The 16,322-nt window shown below is 70.0% G+C and carries 16 protein-coding genes; 15 read left to right on the top strand and 1 reads right to left on the bottom strand.

What is annotated here, in order from left to right; translation table 11 throughout:
• Positions 1 to 3 precede the first annotated feature (3 nt).
• From A3CU_RS0107990 to A3CU_RS0107930, 13 genes are all read left to right on the top strand, one after another.
• On the top strand, positions 4 to 1,713 hold the full coding sequence (locus A3CU_RS0107990) for an acetyl-CoA carboxylase carboxyltransferase subunit alpha (RefSeq protein WP_027941851.1): 1,710 nt from the start codon (positions 4 to 6) through the stop codon (positions 1,711 to 1,713).
• Entirely contained in the window at positions 1,710 to 2,219 is a 510-nt protein-coding gene (locus A3CU_RS43870; protein ID WP_043840756.1) for an acetyl-CoA carboxylase biotin carboxyl carrier protein, read from the top strand. The genes A3CU_RS0107990 and A3CU_RS43870 overlap by 4 nt, the downstream gene beginning before the upstream one ends.
• Entirely contained in the window at positions 2,216 to 3,649 is a 1,434-nt protein-coding gene (locus A3CU_RS43865) for an acetyl-CoA carboxylase biotin carboxylase subunit (RefSeq protein ID WP_063628797.1), read from the top strand. Before A3CU_RS43870 ends, A3CU_RS43865 begins: the two co-directional genes overlap by 4 nt.
• The gene (locus tag A3CU_RS0107975) at positions 3,646 to 3,906 is read left to right on the top strand and encodes an acyl carrier protein (RefSeq protein ID WP_027941850.1); all 261 of its coding nucleotides are present in this window, start codon (positions 3,646 to 3,648) and stop codon (positions 3,904 to 3,906) included. Before A3CU_RS43865 ends, A3CU_RS0107975 begins: the two co-directional genes overlap by 4 nt.
• 34 nt (positions 3,907 to 3,940) lie before the next feature.
• On the top strand, positions 3,941 to 4,399 hold the full coding sequence (locus A3CU_RS0107970) for an SRPBCC family protein (RefSeq protein ID WP_027941849.1): 459 nt from the start codon (positions 3,941 to 3,943) through the stop codon (positions 4,397 to 4,399).
• Complete coding sequence (locus A3CU_RS43860) at positions 4,396 to 4,836, top strand: cupin domain-containing protein (protein ID WP_052371536.1); 441 nt, start codon at positions 4,396 to 4,398, stop codon at positions 4,834 to 4,836. Before A3CU_RS0107970 ends, A3CU_RS43860 begins: the two co-directional genes overlap by 4 nt.
• Positions 4,833 to 6,107 (top strand): beta-ketoacyl-[acyl-carrier-protein] synthase family protein, encoded by a 1,275-nt coding sequence (locus A3CU_RS0107960; protein WP_027941848.1) that lies wholly within the window; start codon positions 4,833 to 4,835, stop codon positions 6,105 to 6,107. Before A3CU_RS43860 ends, A3CU_RS0107960 begins: the two co-directional genes overlap by 4 nt.
• Positions 6,108 to 6,236: 129 nt before the next feature.
• The gene (locus tag A3CU_RS43855; protein WP_052371535.1) at positions 6,237 to 7,523 is read left to right on the top strand and encodes a beta-ketoacyl synthase N-terminal-like domain-containing protein; all 1,287 of its coding nucleotides are present in this window, start codon (positions 6,237 to 6,239) and stop codon (positions 7,521 to 7,523) included.
• Positions 7,520 to 9,802 (top strand): FAD-dependent oxidoreductase, encoded by a 2,283-nt coding sequence (locus A3CU_RS43850; RefSeq protein WP_043840755.1) that lies wholly within the window; start codon positions 7,520 to 7,522, stop codon positions 9,800 to 9,802. Before A3CU_RS43855 ends, A3CU_RS43850 begins: the two co-directional genes overlap by 4 nt.
• Positions 9,799 to 10,122, top strand: coding sequence for a putative quinol monooxygenase (locus tag A3CU_RS0107945; protein WP_027941846.1), 324 nt, complete (start codon positions 9,799 to 9,801; stop codon positions 10,120 to 10,122). The genes A3CU_RS43850 and A3CU_RS0107945 overlap by 4 nt, the downstream gene beginning before the upstream one ends.
• 64 nt (positions 10,123 to 10,186) lie before the next feature.
• Positions 10,187 to 11,413: a cytochrome P450 family protein gene (locus A3CU_RS0107940; protein WP_027941845.1), complete on the top strand. Its 1,227-nt coding sequence runs from the start codon at positions 10,187 to 10,189 to the stop codon at positions 11,411 to 11,413.
• Positions 11,414 to 11,523: 110 nt separating this feature from the next.
• Positions 11,524 to 12,312, top strand: a complete 789-nt coding sequence (locus A3CU_RS0107935) for a LamB/YcsF family protein (protein WP_043840754.1) — start codon at positions 11,524 to 11,526, stop codon at positions 12,310 to 12,312.
• A gap of 135 nt (positions 12,313 to 12,447) precedes the next feature.
• Positions 12,448 to 13,842, top strand: a complete 1,395-nt coding sequence (locus A3CU_RS0107930) for a phosphoribosyltransferase family protein (protein ID WP_027941843.1) — start codon at positions 12,448 to 12,450, stop codon at positions 13,840 to 13,842.
• A 68-nt stretch (positions 13,843 to 13,910) separates the two neighbouring features.
• Here the strand turns inward: A3CU_RS0107930 and A3CU_RS0107925 are convergent, their stop codons facing one another.
• Complete coding sequence (locus A3CU_RS0107925; protein ID WP_027941842.1) at positions 13,911 to 14,330, bottom strand: TOBE domain-containing protein; 420 nt, start codon at positions 14,328 to 14,330, stop codon at positions 13,911 to 13,913.
• A gap of 195 nt (positions 14,331 to 14,525) precedes the next feature.
• Here A3CU_RS0107925 and A3CU_RS0107920 point away from each other — a divergent pair, with 195 nt between their 5' ends.
• Together A3CU_RS0107920 and A3CU_RS0107915 are read left to right on the top strand one after the other, a co-directional pair.
• The gene (locus A3CU_RS0107920; RefSeq protein ID WP_027941841.1) at positions 14,526 to 15,524 is read left to right on the top strand and encodes an acetamidase/formamidase family protein; all 999 of its coding nucleotides are present in this window, start codon (positions 14,526 to 14,528) and stop codon (positions 15,522 to 15,524) included.
• 31 nt (positions 15,525 to 15,555) lie between these two features.
• Entirely contained in the window at positions 15,556 to 16,317 is a 762-nt protein-coding gene (locus A3CU_RS0107915; RefSeq protein ID WP_027941840.1) for an SDR family NAD(P)-dependent oxidoreductase, read from the top strand.
• Positions 16,318 to 16,322: the final 5 nt, after the last annotated feature.

Here is a 16,322-nt window from a genome sequence, read left to right as displayed (position 1 = left end):
GCCATGACCGCGATCAGACTCACGTCCGCGTCCGTACGGGACGTCGGCGACTGGCAGGTATGTCCCGGTTGCCGGGGACTGCTCTACCGGAAACGGCTGGAGCGTGATCTCGGCGTCTGCGCGGAATGCGGGTACCACACCCAGCTGACCGCGCGGCAGCGGATCGCGCAGCTCGTCGACGCCGCGACGTTCGTCGAGCTGACCCACGAAGCGATCCCCGGCGACCAGGCCGGCCGCGACCCGATCGGGTTCGGCGACCGGCGGAACTATCCGAAGAGCCACGCCGCGGCTGCCGAGAAGTCCGGCGAGGTGGAGGCCGTGGTGTTCGGCACCGCGGAAATCGACGGGTTCGAGGTGGTCGTCGCCGCGATGGACTTCCGGTTCATGGGCGGCAGCATGGGATCGGCCGTCGGCGAGTGTGTCGCGGTGGCCGCCGAGCGCGCCCGGCGCACCCGGACGCCGTTGCTGGTGGTCACCGCCTCCAGCGGTGCGCGGATGCAGGAAGGGTGCCTGTCCCTGATGCAGCTGGCGAAGACCGCGCAGGCCATGGCCGGACTGCGACAGGACGGCGTGCTCTCCATCTGCGTCCTGACCAACCCGACGTTCGGCGGGGTGAGCGCCTCGTTCGCGTCGCTGGGCCACATCGTGCTCGCGGAGGCCGGGGCGCTGATCGGCTTCGCCGGGCCGAGGGTGATCGAGCAGACCGTCCGGCAGGAGTTGCCGGCCGGGTTCCAGACGGCGGAGTTCCTGCTCGAGCACGGGATGGTGGACGGCGTGGTCGCCCGTCCCGGGCTCCGGCCGCTGGTGCGGCGCCTGCTCAGCGTGCACCGGCCCGACGACCGCAAGCCGAGGAAGGTGTCGGGCGCACCACCGGTCCGCCGCGCGAAACGGCTCGGCAGCCGGGATCCGTGGGAAGTGGTGCGCCGCGCCCGGCACGTCGACCGTCCGTCCACAACGGACTACCTGAGCCTGGCGTTCGACGAGTTCTGTCCGCTGAACGGGGACCGCACCTTCGGCGACGATCCCGCCATCGTCGGCGGCCCGGCCAGAATCGCCGGGCACCGGGTGATGGTGATCGGTCATCAGAAGGGCCACACCACCTCCGACCGGCTGGCCAGCAACTTCGGGATGGCGCACCCGGAGGGCTACCGGAAGGCGCATCGCCTGATGGACTACGCGGCCTCGCTGCGGCTGCCGGTGGTCTGCCTGGTGGACACCCCGGGCGCGTTTCCCGGCATCGAAGCCGAGCAACGCGGACAGTCGGCGGCGATCGCCGAGTGCATCATGCGTAGCAGCACGCTGCCGGTGCCCGTCATCTCGGTGATCACCGGCGAAGGTGGCAGCGGCGGTGCATTGGCGCTGGCCACCGCGGACCGCGTCCTGATGCTCGAAAACGGTTTCTACTCGGTGATCAGCCCGGAAGGGTGCGCGGCGATCCTGTGGCGGTCGGCGGAGGAAGCGCCCGAAGCCGCCCGCGCGCTGCGGATCACCGCACCGGAGCTGCTCGGCCTGGGCATCGTCGACGCGGTCGTCCCGGAACCCGAGGGTGGCGCGCACGTCACTCCCGAGGTGGCCGCGGACAACCTGCGCAAGGCGGTCGCCGAATACCTCGGCGAACTCGCCGATGTGCCCACGAACGAGCTGCTTTCCCAGCGGTACCAACGGTTCCGTGCCTACGGCAAGTGGCAGGCAAGCGAGGTGAGATCGGCATGAACGGAACCGACGACTCCGAACACGCGGCCATCCTGAACGCGCTGACCCGGGAGATCACCGCGATGGCGAAACTCTCCCCGACGGTGCGCCGGGTTGCGATGCAAGCGGCGGGCCACAGCGTCGAGGTGGAATGGTCGGACACCGCCACGGGCCCGCAAGTGGTTCAGGTTTCCCAGCCGCAACCGGACGAGAGGGACCACGAAGGCAGCGACGACAACACCGACGAACACGTGGTGGTTCGTGCGCCGCTGGTCGGGACCTTCTACACCGCCCCGCAGCCGGGCGCGCCACCGTTCGTCTCGGCGGGCGACACCGTCGAGAAAGGACAGACGCTGGCCATCATCGAGGCCATGAAACTGATGAACCCGCTGCTCGCCGAATGCGCGGGCACGGTCGAGAAGGTGCTCGTACCCAACGGCGAGGCGGTGGAGTTCGACCAGGCCCTCATCGTGCTGGCGCCGGGGGAACCCGGTTCCCCGCAAGACCGGGAAGGAGGCCCGGGATGATCCGCAGACTGCTCATCGCCAACCGCGGCGAGATCGCCCTGCGGGTCGCCCGCACCTGCCGGGAAATGGGTATCGAGGTGGTCGCCGTCCATTCCACCGCCGACCGCGACGCGGCGGTCCTCGCCTTCGCCGACGACGCGGTGTGCATCGGGCCACCGGCGCCCAAGAACAGCTACCTGAACATCCCGAACATCGTGGAGGCCGCGCGGCTGTCCGGGGCGGACGCGATCCATCCCGGGTACGGGTTCCTGTCCGAGGACCCGGACTTCGCCGAGATCTGCGCGGCGAACGGCCTCATCTTCGTCGGCCCCGACCCCGAGGTGATGTCGCGGATCGCGAGCAAGGCCGTCGTGCGCGGGCTGATGTCGCGCGCGGGCCTGCCCCTGTTGCCGGGCACCGAGGATCCGGTCGAGACGGTCGAAGACGGCGAGCGCATCGCCGCGGAGATCGGCTACCCGGTGATCATCAAGGCGGCCGCGGGCGGCGGCGGGCGCGGGATGGCGATCGTGCCGACCAAACACGACTTCCGCACCACCTACCACGCCACCCGGTCCGCCGCGCACGCCGTGTTCAAGGACAGCACCGTCTACCTGGAACGGTTTCTCACCGGCGCCCGGCACGTCGAGATCCAGGTGCTGTGCGACCGGCACGGCAACGGCATCCACCTCGGCGAGCGGGACTGCTCGGTGCAGCGGCGGCGGCAGAAACTCGTCGAGGAGGCACCGTCCACGCGTCTGGACGCGGCGCTGCGCGCGGAAATGGGCGCCGCCGCCGTACGCGGGGCGCTGAGCGTGGGCTACACCGGCGTGGGAACCATGGAGTTCCTTGTGGACGGTGACGGCCGGTTCTATTTCATGGAACTGAACGCGCGCATCCAGGTCGAGCATCCGGTAACCGAGATGGTCACCGGCGTGGACCTGGTTGCCGAGCAGTTGCGGGTCGCGGGCGGTGAACCGTTGTCGCTGAGCCAATCCGACGTGGTGATCAGCGGCGCGGCCATCGAGTGCCGGATCAACGCGGAGGATCCCGGGGCCTCGTTCGCACCGACCCCGGGTGTGCTGGAGCGGCTCGAACTGCCCGGCGGCCCGTGGACGCGGGTCGACGCCGGTTACCTGGCGGGCTCGCGGGTTCCACCCCACTACGACTCGCTACTGGCGAAGGTCGTCGTCTGGGGCCCGGATCGCCGGTCGGTACTGGCCAGAATGGACCGTGCGCTGACCGAGATTCGCGTGCAGGGCAGGGGAATCAGCACCACCGCCGGGTTCCACCGGGCCGTGCTGAGCCATCCGGTGTTCGCCGCCGGCGAGCACACCATCCATTTCGTCGACGAGATGCTCACGGAAGAAAAGGAACGTTCAGTCACCAGGTCGGCGCCGAATGGAAAGAGACAACGCGCGTTGAACAAAACCGAAGGGAGCCGAGGATCATGAACACCCAACCTTTCCGCATCGAGGACCTGATGGACATCCTCGAGGAAAAGGCCGGCCTGCCGGAGTCGAACCGCACCACGGACGCGAGCGTGAAGTTCACCGACATCGGGCTGGATTCGCTGGCGTTCCTTTCCGTACAGGCGACGCTGGAAACCAAGTACGGGTTCGAACTGACCGACGAGGGCCTGCAGCACCGGCCGTTCTCCGACATCATCGCCGCCGTCAACCAGCGGCTCCAAGAAGTCGACGTGGCGTAACCCCAGCCCCCAAACCCCCTTGAAGGAGCACAGCATGAGCGGGCACACCGACAATTCCGTGTACATCGACGCACCCATCGACTTGGTCTGGACCATGACCAACGACGTGGCCTCCTGGCCGGCGCTGTTCACCGAGTACTCGGCGGCGGAAATCCTCTCCACGAAGGAGAACACGGTGAAGTTCCGTCTTTCCATGCATCCCGACGAGAACGGTGTCGTCTGGAGCTGGGTATCCGAGCGGACCATGTACCCCGTCGAGCGCAGGGTGCTGGCGCACCGTGTCGAGAAGGGACCTTTCGAATACATGGACATCGAGTGGACCTACCGCGAGGAGGGCGAAGGGACCCGGATGCGGTGGGTGCAGGACTTCGCGATGCGGCCCGACGCGCCCGTGGACGACGCCGCGATGACCGAGCGGATCGACCGGAACTCGAAGGTCCAGATGGACATCATCGCGCGCAAGGTCGAGTTGGCCGCGGAGCGTGTGTCATGACCGCCACCACGCCCAACGGGGCGACGGGTAAGGCCAAGGCGGCCGGCCACCGGATCGTGGCGCGCGACGACGTCCCGCCCAACCGGCGACGCGGCGGTGACATCCGGACCGTGCTCTCCCCCGCCACGGCCGGGGCGACCACGGGCTTCATGGGCACGCTGAGCCTGGAACCCGGCGAGGTGGTGACTGAGCACTGGCATCCTTACTCCGAGGAATTCCTGTTCTGCGTGCGCGGCACCATCACGTTGCGGCTCAACGGCGAACCGCGAACCTTGCACGCCGACGAGGGCGTGCACATCCCGATCGGGGTCCGGCACCGGTTGATGAACGAGACCGGGGACACCGCCTTCGCGGTGTTCAGCCTGAGCCCGCTCGCGCCACGACCCGAGCTCGGTCACGTCGACACCGAGCAACCATCAGGTGAGGTAAAGGGATGACTGGGCGTACTTCGGTGATCACCGGGGTCGGTGTGGTGGCCCCGGGAGGTATTGGGCGCAAGGAGTTCTGGCAGCTGCTCACCAGCGGCCGGACCGCGACGCGCCGGATCTCGTTCTTCGACCCCGACTCGTTCCGGTCCCAGGTGGCGGCCGAGTGCGACTTTGACCCGCTCGCCGCCGGGCTCACCCGGCAGGAGATCAGCCGGAGCGACCGGTTCACCCAGTTCGCGCTGGTGGCCGCGAGCGAGGCGGTCGCCGACAGCGGGCTCGAGTTCGAGAAGGAGTCGATGAACCGCGATCGGCTGGCGGTCGCCATGGGCAGCGCGGTCGGCGCCACCACGCGACTGGAAGACGAATACAAGGTGCTGTCGGACAACGGCCGTGACTGGCTGGTGGATCCCCGCTATGCCAGCAGGTTCCTGTACGAGGCGCTGGTACCGAGCAGCATGGCGGCCGAGGTCGCCGTCCGGTTCGGCGCCCACGGCCCGGCCGCGGTGATCTCCACCGGGTGCACGTCGGGCATCGACGCCATCGGCTACGCGCACCAACTGGTCGAGGACGGCGACGCCGACGTGGTGATCGCGGGCGCGAGCGACGCCCCGATCTCGCCGATCACCATGGCCTGCTTCGACGCGATCCGGGCCACCACGGCGCGCAACAACGACCCGGAGCACGCCTCGCGCCCGTTCGACGCGACGCGGGACGGGTTCGTCATGGGTGAGGGCGCCGCGGTGGTCGTCATCGAGGAGGCCGAGCGAGCCCGGCGCCGCGGCGCGCATGTGTACTGCCAGATCGCCGGATATGCCAACCGCTGCAACGCCTTCCACATGACCGGGCTGCGGCCCGACGGGCTGGAGATGGCCGCAGCGATCGACGACACGCTGCAGCAGGCGAGGCTGTGCGCCGAGGACGTCAGCTACGTCAACGCGCACGGGTCGGGCACCAAGCAGAACGACGTGCACGAGACCGCGGCCTTCAAGCGCAGCCTCGGCGAGCACGCCTACCGGGTGCCGGTGAGCTCGATCAAGTCCATGGTCGGGCACTCGCTCGGCGCGATCGGCTCGATCGAGCTCGCCGCCTGCGCGCTCGCGATCGAGTACGGGGTGGTGCCCCCCACCGCCAACTACGAGGAACCCGATCCGTTGTGCGACCTGGACTACGTGCCCAAGACGGCCCGGGCCGAGGACCTGGACGTGGTGCTGTCGGTGGGCAGCGGCTTCGGTGGCTTCCAGTCCGCGGCCCTGCTCGCCCGGCCAGGAAGGTTGCTATGACACGCGAGTCAAGTCGCGGCCGGCAAGCCGAGCACCGAGCGCGCCCCGAAGGCCCGCGCGAACTCGCGGAAGAGAGGTTGTCATGACAGACGCAAGTCGCGGCTGGCAGGCCATGGAAGAGGAGTTGCCATGACGGCGCCGGTGGTGACCGGGGTCGGCGTGGTCGCGCCCAGTGGCGTCGGCACCGAGCCGTACTGGCGCTCCACACTGGACGGTGAACTGCACGTCCGGCCGATCGAAGCGTTCGACGCGAGCGGTTACGACACCACCATCGCCGGCCAGGTGCCGAATTTCCGTTCCGAGGACTACCTCGACGACCGGCTCGCCATCCAGACCGACCGGTGGACCTGGATGGCACTGGCCGCCACGGAGTTCGCCCTCGCCGACGCCCGATACGAGGTCGCCGACCGGGACCGGTACCACACCGGCGTGGCCTTCGGCAGCGGCTCCGGTGGGGTCGAGTTCGGCCAGCGGGAGATCCAGGCGCTGTGGTCCCGGGGCAGGCGCGCGGTCAGCGCCTACCAGTCGATCGCCTGGTTCTACGCGGCGAACACCGGGCAGGTGTCGATCGCCCAGGGCACCAAGGGCCCGTCCAGCGTGCTGGTCACCGACGGTGCGGGTGGTCTGGACAGCGTGGGCTACGCGCGCCGGGTGATCCGGCGCGGCACCCCCGCGGTGCTGGCCGGTGGCACCGAGGCGCCGCTGTGCCCGTATTCCCTGGCCTGTCAGACCTCCAGCGGGCGGATGACGACCAGTCCCGATCCGCGCCACGGCTACAAGCCCTTCGACGTCGAGGCCAACGGTTACGCGCCCGGCGAGGGCGGCGCCGTCCTCGTGCTGGAGGACCCCGTCGAAGCCGAACGCCGGGGCGTCGAACAGGTATATGCCGAAGTCGCGGGTTACGCGGCCACCCACGACGCACACCATCATCACCGGCCACCGGCGGATGCCACCCAGCTGACCCGGTGTATGCGGCATGCGATCGCCGACGCCGGGCTGTCGCCCGGCGACATCGACCTGGTGATCGCCGACGGCGCGGGCAGCCGTGACCTCGACGAGCTCGAGGTGCGCGCGATCCGGGAGACGTTCGGCTCCGGTGCGGACGCCGTTCCGGTGACCGCGCCACAGGGCTTCATCGGCCGGCTCTGCGCGGGCGGGTCCGCGCTGAACCTGGTCGTCGGGGTGCTGGCGATCCGGGACGGTGTGGTGCCGGCCGTCGGCAACCTCGCCGATCCGGTTCCGGGCTATGGCCTTGATTTCGTCCGCGAGCCCCGGCGGGTGCGCGTCGATTCCGTCCTGGTCAACGCACGCGGCTACGGCGGGTTCAACAGCTCCGTGGTGTTGCGGCGGGTAAGCGGCCTGTCGACAACACGATTGCGGTCGCGCGCAGAGTCGCGAAAGGGAGGTGACCAGTGATCAGGACGATGGTTCGGATACGTGCCCGGCCCGGGTGCGAGGCGGCCGTGGAGGCCGCGTGGCGGGCCGTCGCCGGCGAGGTCGGCGAGCTGGCCGGCAACCTCATGCACGATCTGCTCCTCGACGCCAACGACCCGCGCGCGTTCGTCGTCGTCACCGAGTGGGCCGACGAAAAGGCGCTGGCCGACTACGAAAACGGCCCGGTCGCCGCGCGCTTCGCCGACGCCGTACGACCGTTGCGCGAACCGTCCGGTGTGGACGGTTACCGGGTGATGCGCGAGGGCCCCGAAGGCACGGGGCCGAGGATCTGTGTGGACGTCGAGGTCACCGTGCCGGCCGACCGGCTGGCCGAGTTCGAACAGGGCTATGTACAGGTCGCGCCCCGCATGGCGCGAGTGCCCGGGTACGTGCGCGAGGACCTGTTGCGGCAACCCGGTTCGGACATCTTCCACATCTTCGCCGAGTGGCGCAGCGAAGCGGACTTCTTCCGCTGGATCGGCAATCCGGCACACGCCAAGGAGGAGGCCGGGCCGATCGCTGCGTTCCTCCTCGAGTTCCGGCGCCGCCTCTTCCGTCTCGAGGCCCCTCCGGAGAACCAGCCAAACCCCAGTACGGGCAGGGAGGTCGACGTGCAAAGCACAACGGACGTACTCATCGTGGGAGCGGGCCCGACCGGGCTGACCACCGCCGTCGAGCTGGCTCGGCGCGGCATCGACTGCCGAGTGATCGACAAACTGGCGACCCCGCCGTCCCAGGCGGACAAGGCGATCGGCGTGCACTGCCGCACGATGGAGCTCTGGGAGGACCAGGGGGTCGTGCGGGAAGCGATGGACGCCGGGATCTGGCTGACCGGCCAGATGGTGTTCGTCAACGGCCAGGAGATCCACCGGATGAGCTGGGAGCTGCCCGAGCTGCCCTACGCGCACCTCGGTCTCCCCCAGTACGAGACCGAACGCATCCTCACCGACCGGCTCGCCACCCTGGGCGTGCGCCCGCAGCGGGGCACCGAGCTGGCCGCGTTCACCCAGGACGACGACGGTGTGCTGGCGACCCTCGCGACGACCGGGGGCGGCACGGAAACCGTGCGCGCCAAGTACCTCGTCGGCTGCGACGGCGCGCACAGCAAGGTACGCGAGCTGCTCGGGTTGAAGTTCTCCGGCGGTCTGGGCCAGTTCCCGCAGCTGTTCATGCTCGGCGACGTCGACGTCGACTGGGGCATGCCGGAAGGCCACCTGCTGCGGTTCATGCACGAGACCGACGGTCAGATGGACAACATGCTGGTGGCCGTCCCGCTGCGCGGTGAATCGCGGTATCGCATCGCGACCCTGGCGCCGCCACGGTTCTTCGCGCAGACCGGCGGTAAGGACGCCCCGCCCGGGTTCAGCGAGGAGCTCGCGGAGCCGACCCTCGCCGACGTCCAGGCCGCGCTGGGACAGCTGGCGCCGGCGGGCACGCGCGCGTCGAACCTGCGCTGGTCCTCGGTGTTCCGGATCAGCCACGGGATCGTGGACCGCTACGGCGACGGGCGGGTGTTCGTGGCCGGCGACGCGGCGCACCTGCACCCGCCTGCCGGCGGCCAGGGCATGAACACCGGCATCCAGGATGCCTGGAACCTGGCCTGGAAGCTGGCGCTCGCGGTGCGCGGCGTGGCCGCGCCCGGGCTGCTGGCCAGCTACGAGACCGAACGGCGCCCGAAGGGTGAGGAGATCGTGGGCCGCGCGGTGCGGATGGCCTTCACCGACGAACTCGACCGCGAGGACCTGAAACGCCAGTTCCTGCAGGAAATGTCGATGCTGCTGAGCTACTCGGACAGCCCGCTGGTCGGCGAGTCCGTGTCCGCCCCCAAGGCGCTGGCCGGCGGCCCGAAGCCCGGCGACCGCGCGCCCGATGTCGGCGGCCTGCGCCGCCGGGGCGTCGGGCATCCGCTGCGGCTGTTCGACCTGACGCGCGGCACCCGGCACACCTTGCTGATCTACGCGGACGCTTCGGCCGACGAGGCCACCATGGCGGCCACGGAGAAGCTGTCCGCCGCTGTCCGGGAGCAGGCGTGCGGCGAGATCGACGTGTACCTGCTGGTCAGCCCGGACGCCCGGGTGCTGTCGCTGCTCGATCCGCCCGCGGTGACCGACCACGGTGGTGAGTTCCGCGCCACCTACGGTGTCCGCGGCACCGCGCTCTACCTGATCCGCCCGGATGGGCACGTCGGGTTCCGCAGCCTGCCACTCGACGCGGACGCCCTCCGCGCCAACCTGCGCCTGGTGTTCGGAGGTGCGCGATGACGGAGACGACGAGGGTCCGCACGGTGCTCGCGATGCGCACCCGGGAGGGCTGCGAGCAGCGGTTCGAGAAGGAGTGGCTCGCCGCGGCCGAAGAGATCGCGACCCTTCAGGGGTGCCTGCGTCAGGACCTGGTCCGCGACGCCGACGACCCGCGCAGCTACCTGATCATCAGCGATTGGGCCGACCGGGCACGGCTGGACGCCTTCGGCCGCAGTGAACATCGTGACCGGTTGTTGCGCGTGATTCGGGAGCTGCGCGAATCCGCGCAGCGCAACACCTACCACGTCCTGCACAGCGTGCGAAGCGAACCGCCGGCATGACATTCCTGGTGCCAAGTCGCGGCAACCCAGCTGACCCCAGCGCCCTACTCGTGGAGGAGACGGCATGACCGAGCAGAAAGTACCCGGATCCGAGCTCTACACCGACGAATTCGCCGCCGACCCCTACCCCGCCTACGCGCGGCTGCGGGAGGAAGCGCCCGTCTGCCCGGTCAGCTCGCGGCGGTTCGATTCCTACCTGATCACCAGGTTCGAAGACGCCAAGGCGGCGCTGACCGACTCCCGGCTGTCCAAGGATCTCTACGGACCGGACAAGCACTACATCCGGATCTTCGGGCCGAACTCCGAGGGCCTGAACCGGAACATGCTCAACTCGGACCCGCCCGAGCACACGCGGCTGCGCAAGATCGTGTCGCAGGCGTTCGCGCCGCGCCGGATCGAGGCACTGCGGCCACGCGTGGCGGAGATCGTGGACAACCTGCTCGACAAGATCGTCCCGCACGGCCAGGCCGAGCTGATGCACGACTTCGCGATCCCGCTGCCGATGATGGTGATCTGCGAACTGCTCGGGATCCCGGAGACCGACCACGACCGGGTGCTCGGCTGGACCCAGGTGATCCGGACGTCCGGGTCCTCCGGGCGCCCGCCGGAGGAAGAACGGGCAGCGGTGCAGGAGGCGCAACTGCAGTTGACGCACTATCTGACCGATCTGGTGCGGGTCAAGCGCGAACACCCGGCGGACGACATGATCAGCGCGCTCATCGAGTCATCTGAGCACGGCGGGAACCTGTCGGAAAGCGAGTTGGTTCCCACCACGTTCCTGCTGCTGTTCGCCGGGCATCAGACCACCGCGGACTTCCTCGGCAACGCGACGGTGGCCCTGCTGACCAACCCGGACCAGCTGGAGCTGTTGCACGCCGACCCGGAGCTGCTGCCATCGGCAATCGAGGAGCTGCTCCGGTTCGACGGCCCGTTGCCGGTGGCCAGCCCCCGGATCGCCATGGAGGACCTCGAGTACCAGGGCGTGTGCATCCCGCGTGGGTCGATCGTCGGCGTCGTGATCAACGCGGCCAACCACGACCCGGAACAGTTCGCCGAGCCGGACCGGCTGGACTTCCGCCGCGAACGCGGCCCGCACATCGGGTTCGGTCACGGCGTGCATTACTGCCTCGGGGTGTCCCTGGCCCGGATGGAGGCGCGGATCGGCATCGGCGCGCTGCTGCGCCGCCTGCCGGACCTGCGGCTCGCGGTGCCGGCAGCCGAGCTGCGCCGGCTTCCGGCGGCGTCGCCGTTCCGCGGGTTGCTGGAGCTTCCGGTCGTGTTCCGCGCCTGAGCCGGCGTGAGTCGGAAGGCCCGCGCCGGCTCAGGCGCGGGCCTTCCACGATCGACCGACGCTTTTTGGAGTATTGACGAATTGTTCAACGATCCGTACTTTCACCAGGCATGTCCTCCGTCTCATCCGCTCTCGGGAACGCCACGATCGACCTCAACGCTGACGTCGGCGAAGGATTCGGCGCCTGGCGAATCACTGACGACGACACAATGCTCGGCATAGTTACGGCCGCCAACGTCGCTTGCGGGTTCCACGCCGGGGACCCGCGCACCATGCGTGCGGTGTGCCGGACCGCGGTGCGGCGGGGCATCGCGATCGGCGCCCATGTCGGTTACCGCGACCTCGCCGGGTTCGGGCGCCGCTACCTCGAGGTGGACCCGGCCGAACTCGTCGACGAGGTGCTCTACCAGATAGGCGCGCTGGACGCGATCGCAGGCGCGGCGGGCGGACGCGTCGCCTACGTCAAGCCACACGGCGCGCTGTACAACGCGATCACCACGCACACCGGCCAGGCGACCGCGGTCGTCGAAGCGATCCGGCAGTACAACCCGGCGCTCCCCGTGCTCGGCCTGCCCGACACGCAATTCCTGCAGCTCGCGCGGGAAGCCGGGCTGAACACGGTCGCGGAAGCCTTCGCCGACCGTGCCTACCGGCCGGACGGGCACCTGCTGCCCCGCTCCGAACCCGGCGCCGTGATCACCGACCCCTACGAGGTGGCCCGGCGCAGCCTGCGCATGGTGGTGGCGGGCGAAGTGACCGCCGCCGACGGCTCGATCGTGCCGATCCGCCCGGACTCGCTGTGCCTGCACGGCGACACGCCTGGCGCGGCCGAGCTGGCCAGGGCGGTGCGGTCGGCGCTGCTGGCCGCCGGGGTCGAGATCCGCAGTTTCGTGGCGTGAAGCTCCGGTCCCGGCCGGGACCAAAGGCCCCAGGGTCCGCGACGGTCGACCCTCCCCGTGCCGGCATCCCGCTCGCAGGCTCGGCAGTGACGTTCAACCGTGTCGTCCGGGGTGTCGGCCGCGCAGGAGGTGCCCATGCTGTTCACGGATCGCGCCGATGCGGGACGACGGCTGGCCCAGCGACTGGAAGAGCTGCGCGGCGAAGACGTCGTGGTGCTCGGGCTGCCGCGGGGCGGGGTGCCGGTCGCGTTCGAGGTCGCGCGGGCCCTGCATGCACCGTTGGACGTGATCGTGGTGCGCAAGCTGGGCGTGCCTTACCAGCCTGAACTCGCGCTCGGCGCCATCGGCGAAGGCGGGGTCCGGGTGCTCGACGACGAAATCGTGCGCGCGGCCCACGTCACCGTCGAAGAGGTCGCGGCCGTGGAGAAGGCCGGGCGCGCCGAGCTGGAACGCCGGCTCGCGCGGTTCCGCGGTGGGCGGGCCGGCATCGCGGTGGCGGGCCGCACCGTGGTGATCGTCGACGACGGGGTGGCGACGGGTTCCACCGCGCGCGCGGCCTGCCGGGTGGCGCGCGCCCGGGGGGCGGCGCGGGTGGTGCTGGCCGTTCCCGTGGGGGCCTTCGACGCGATCGAAGCCCTCCGGGACCGGGCCGGTCAGGACACCGATCATGACGCCGCGCAGGAGGCCGGCCAGGACACGAACAACGACACGGTCAAGGACGCCGACGAGGTGGTATGCCTCGAAGTGCCGGCCTTCTTCGGCGCCGTCGGGCAATGGTACGGAGACTTCCGGCAGACCACCGACGGCGAGGTCGCCGACCTGTTGGGTCGTGCCGCGGACGACGTTCGCGAAGCGCCGGCAGTGGACGACCCGCCGCTGCGGGACGAGGAAGTCGAGGTGTTCGCGGGCCCGGTCCCGCTGGCCGGTCACCTCCGCGTGCCCGAGGACTCGGCCGGCGTGGTGGTATTCGTCCACGGTAGCGGCAGCAGCCGGCACAGCCCCCGCAACCGCTACGTCGCCGCCACCCTCAACGAGGCCGGGCTGGCCACCCTGCTGTTCGACCTGCTCACCCAGCGCGAGGAGTTCGACCGCTCCTACGTCTTCGACATCGAACTGCTCGCGCACCGGCTGATCGACGTGACCCACTGGCTGGCCACCCAGCCGGGCACCACGGGCCTGCCGGTCGGTTACTTCGGGGCCAGCACCGGGGCCGGGGCGGCCCTGTGGGCGGCCGCCGACCCGAGGGTCGACATCGCGGCCGTCGTCTCCCGCGGCGGCCGCCCGGACCTCGCACGGCCACGGCTGGGCGCCGTGCGCAGCCCGACCCTGCTGATCGTCGGCGAGCGCGACGAGATCGTGCTGCAGCTCAACGAGCGGGCGCGGGCGGCGATGCCGGGCGAAACCGACCTCGCCGTGGTGCCCGGCGCCACGCACCTGTTCGAGGAGCCCGGCGCGCTGGAGCGGGTGGCCCGGCTGGCCGAGGACTGGTTCACCGGGCACCTCGTCCCCGCACCGGCCGGCACCCACTGAACGCTCCGCAGTGGACAGCGACGGTGGGGAACACCGAGTCTTTTAGCGTGTGATCCCCAGAACCCGCCTCAGCCGGTCGTCAGCGCGACCTCGGTCGACTTGACCAGCGCGACCACCGGGGTACCGGCCGCCAGCCGCAGCTCGGTCGCCGCGTCCCTGGTGATCGCCGCGGTCAGCTCGCCCCCCTCGATCAGGACCTTCACCCTCGCCATGGCCCGGCCCATGGTGACCTCGGCGACCTGGCCCGGGAACTGGTTGCGGATGCTCAGCCCCGAGACCGGCCCGGTCGCCAGCGAAACCTCCGTCGCCTTCACCAGCAGCGTGACCGCCGAACCGTCCCGGATCCCCAGGTCCTCGACCGCCTCGCGGGTGATCGCGGCGGTGATCTCCTGCCCACTGGACAGGCGCGCGGAGACCGTCGCCATCACCTCGCCCAGGCTGACCGCCGTCACCGTGCCGGAAAGCTGGTTGCGGATGCTCAAACCCATGGAGGGCAACGGTAAGCGGGATCCGTCTCCACACCAGTCCGGCGTTACGGCCGCATCACGGGCCGTCAAAACCTTGTCAAAGGCCGGGATGCGCGTGGATGATCCCTCCAGACCTGTGTCCGCTGGGGGCGAGCCCCCAAACCCCCTTCCTTGTGGGGGCTCCGCCCCCAGACCCCCTTGACGCGGAGGCGAAGCATGGAGACGGTCGAGTTCACGCCACGGCGTGAGCAATACGCGTGGACGTTCGGCGGCGTCGAGCCGATCATGCGCGTCAAGCCCGGCACCGTGATGCGGCTGTGGACCGAAGACGCGTTCGGCGGGCGGCTGACCAGCCCGGCGGACCGGCCGAGCGAGCGGCTCGACATGAGCGAGGTCAACCCGCAGACCGGGCCGTTCCACGTCGAGGGCGCCGAACCCGGCGATACGCTCGCGCTGCACTTCGTCGAACTGGTACCGGCGCGGGACTGGGCCGCGTCGGCGACCATCCCGTTCTTCGGCGGCCTCACCACCACCGACCGCACCGCCACCCTGCACGACGCGTTACCGGAGCTGACCTGGATCTATCAGCTCGACCGGGCCCGGCAGACGGTCGTGTTCGAGGCACTACGCGGCGAGCTACGGCTCGACCTGCCCGTCGAACCCATGCTCGGCACGGTCGGTGTCGCGCCGCCCGCGCGGGAGGTACGCACTTCGCTGGTGCCGGACACCTTCGGCGGCAACATGGACACGCCCGAGATGCGGGCCGGCGCCACCTGCTACCTCGGGGTGAACGTCGAGGGGGCGCTGTTCTCCGTGGGCGACGGGCATTACCGGCAGGGCGAAGGTGAGGCGTGCGGCACCGCGGTCGAGGGCGCGATGAACGTGACCCTCATCGTCGAGCTCATCAAGGGCCATGCGCCGGCCTGGCCGCGCATCGAGCAGGACGAGCATTATGTCGTGGTCGGCTCGTCGCGGCCGCTGGAGGACGCGTGGCGCGCCAGCCAGCGCGGCATGATCGACTGGCTGCACGAGCTGTACGGCCTCGACCGGCTCGACGCGTATCAGCTGCTTACTCAGATCAGCGAAGCACCGCTGGCCAACGTGGTGGACGCGAACTACAGTGCCGTCACCAAGGTCGCGAAGCGGCTGCTGCCCCCGGCGGATGCCTACGGCGGGATGCATCGCTACCTCCGTGAGCAGGCCGCCACCGCATAGCCGCAAACCCAACTCCCCTCCGGAGGCGCTCGTGGACCTTCAACTCGGCGGGCGGCGTGCCCTCGTCACCGGCGGCACCAAGGGAATCGGCCGGGCCGTCGTCGAGGCGCTGGCCGCGGAAGGCGCCGCCGTCGCGTTCTGCGCTCGCAGCGAAGCCGACGTCCGGGCAACGGTCGCCGAGCTTTCGGCGTCGGGCGTCACGGTCACCGGGCACGCGGTGGACGTGGCGGATGGACCAGCACTGACCGCGTGGGTCGAGGACACCGCGCGAGAACTGGGCGGGCTCGACATCGTGGTGTGCAACGTCAGCGCACTCGCCTTCGGGACGACCGAGGAACACTGGCGATCCAGCTTCGAGGTCGATTTGATGCACGCCGTGCGAATCGTGGACACGGCTTTGCCACATCTGGAGCGCAGCGAGTGCGGGTCGATCATCACGGTGTCCAGCGTCTCCGCCCGCGAACTGGACTTCACCGCACCGCCCTACGGGGCGATGAAGGCCGCGCTGGTCCACTACACGCAGGGCCTGGCGTACCGGCTCGCGGGCAAGGGCATCCGCGCGAACACCGTCTCGCCGGGCAACACGTACTTCCAGGGCGGCGTCTGGCACCGGATCGAGGACACCAATCCCGAACTGTTCTCCGAGTCCCTGGCGCTCAACCCGACCGGTCGGATGGGCACGCCCGAGGAGATGGCCTACGCGGTCACCATGCTCGCCAGTCCGCGGGCGTCCTTCATCACCGGGACCAACCTCGTCGCCGACGGGGCGCTGACCCGCGGCGTGCAACTGTAGAACCC

Source organism: Amycolatopsis taiwanensis DSM 45107 (genome assembly GCF_000519205.1).
In the GTDB taxonomy this organism is placed as follows: domain Bacteria; phylum Actinomycetota; class Actinomycetes; order Mycobacteriales; family Pseudonocardiaceae; genus Amycolatopsis_E; species Amycolatopsis_E taiwanensis.
This window is presented reverse-complemented; position numbering and strand designations above follow the sequence as displayed.

What these genes read in the sequence shown, in the direction of transcription:
- A3CU_RS0107960 (WP_027941848.1), top strand. Translation starts at nt 4,833, where the DNA reads ATGACTGGGCGTACTTCGGTGATCACCGGGGTCGGTGTGGTGGCCCCG.
- A3CU_RS43860 (WP_052371536.1), top strand. Translation starts at nt 4,396, where the DNA reads ATGACCGCCACCACGCCCAACGGGGCGACGGGTAAGGCCAAGGCGGCC.
- A3CU_RS0107945 (WP_027941846.1), top strand. Translation starts at nt 9,799, where the DNA reads ATGACGGAGACGACGAGGGTCCGCACGGTGCTCGCGATGCGCACCCGG.
- A3CU_RS43855 (WP_052371535.1), top strand. Translation starts at nt 6,237, where the DNA reads ATGACGGCGCCGGTGGTGACCGGGGTCGGCGTGGTCGCGCCCAGTGGC.
- A3CU_RS43865 (WP_063628797.1), top strand. Translation starts at nt 2,216, where the DNA reads ATGATCCGCAGACTGCTCATCGCCAACCGCGGCGAGATCGCCCTGCGG.
- A3CU_RS0107925 (WP_027941842.1), bottom strand. Translation starts at nt 14,330, where the DNA reads ATGGGTTTGAGCATCCGCAACCAGCTTTCCGGCACGGTGACGGCGGTC.
- A3CU_RS0107940 (WP_027941845.1), top strand. Translation starts at nt 10,187, where the DNA reads ATGACCGAGCAGAAAGTACCCGGATCCGAGCTCTACACCGACGAATTC.
- A3CU_RS0107975 (WP_027941850.1), top strand. Translation starts at nt 3,646, where the DNA reads ATGAACACCCAACCTTTCCGCATCGAGGACCTGATGGACATCCTCGAG.
- A3CU_RS0107930 (WP_027941843.1), top strand. Translation starts at nt 12,448, where the DNA reads ATGCTGTTCACGGATCGCGCCGATGCGGGACGACGGCTGGCCCAGCGA.
- A3CU_RS43870 (WP_043840756.1), top strand. Translation starts at nt 1,710, where the DNA reads ATGAACGGAACCGACGACTCCGAACACGCGGCCATCCTGAACGCGCTG.
- A3CU_RS0107970 (WP_027941849.1), top strand. Translation starts at nt 3,941, where the DNA reads ATGAGCGGGCACACCGACAATTCCGTGTACATCGACGCACCCATCGAC.
- A3CU_RS0107920 (WP_027941841.1), top strand. Translation starts at nt 14,526, where the DNA reads ATGGAGACGGTCGAGTTCACGCCACGGCGTGAGCAATACGCGTGGACG.
- A3CU_RS0107935 (WP_043840754.1), top strand. Translation starts at nt 11,524, where the DNA reads ATGTCCTCCGTCTCATCCGCTCTCGGGAACGCCACGATCGACCTCAAC.
- A3CU_RS0107990 (WP_027941851.1), top strand. Translation starts at nt 4, where the DNA reads ATGACCGCGATCAGACTCACGTCCGCGTCCGTACGGGACGTCGGCGAC.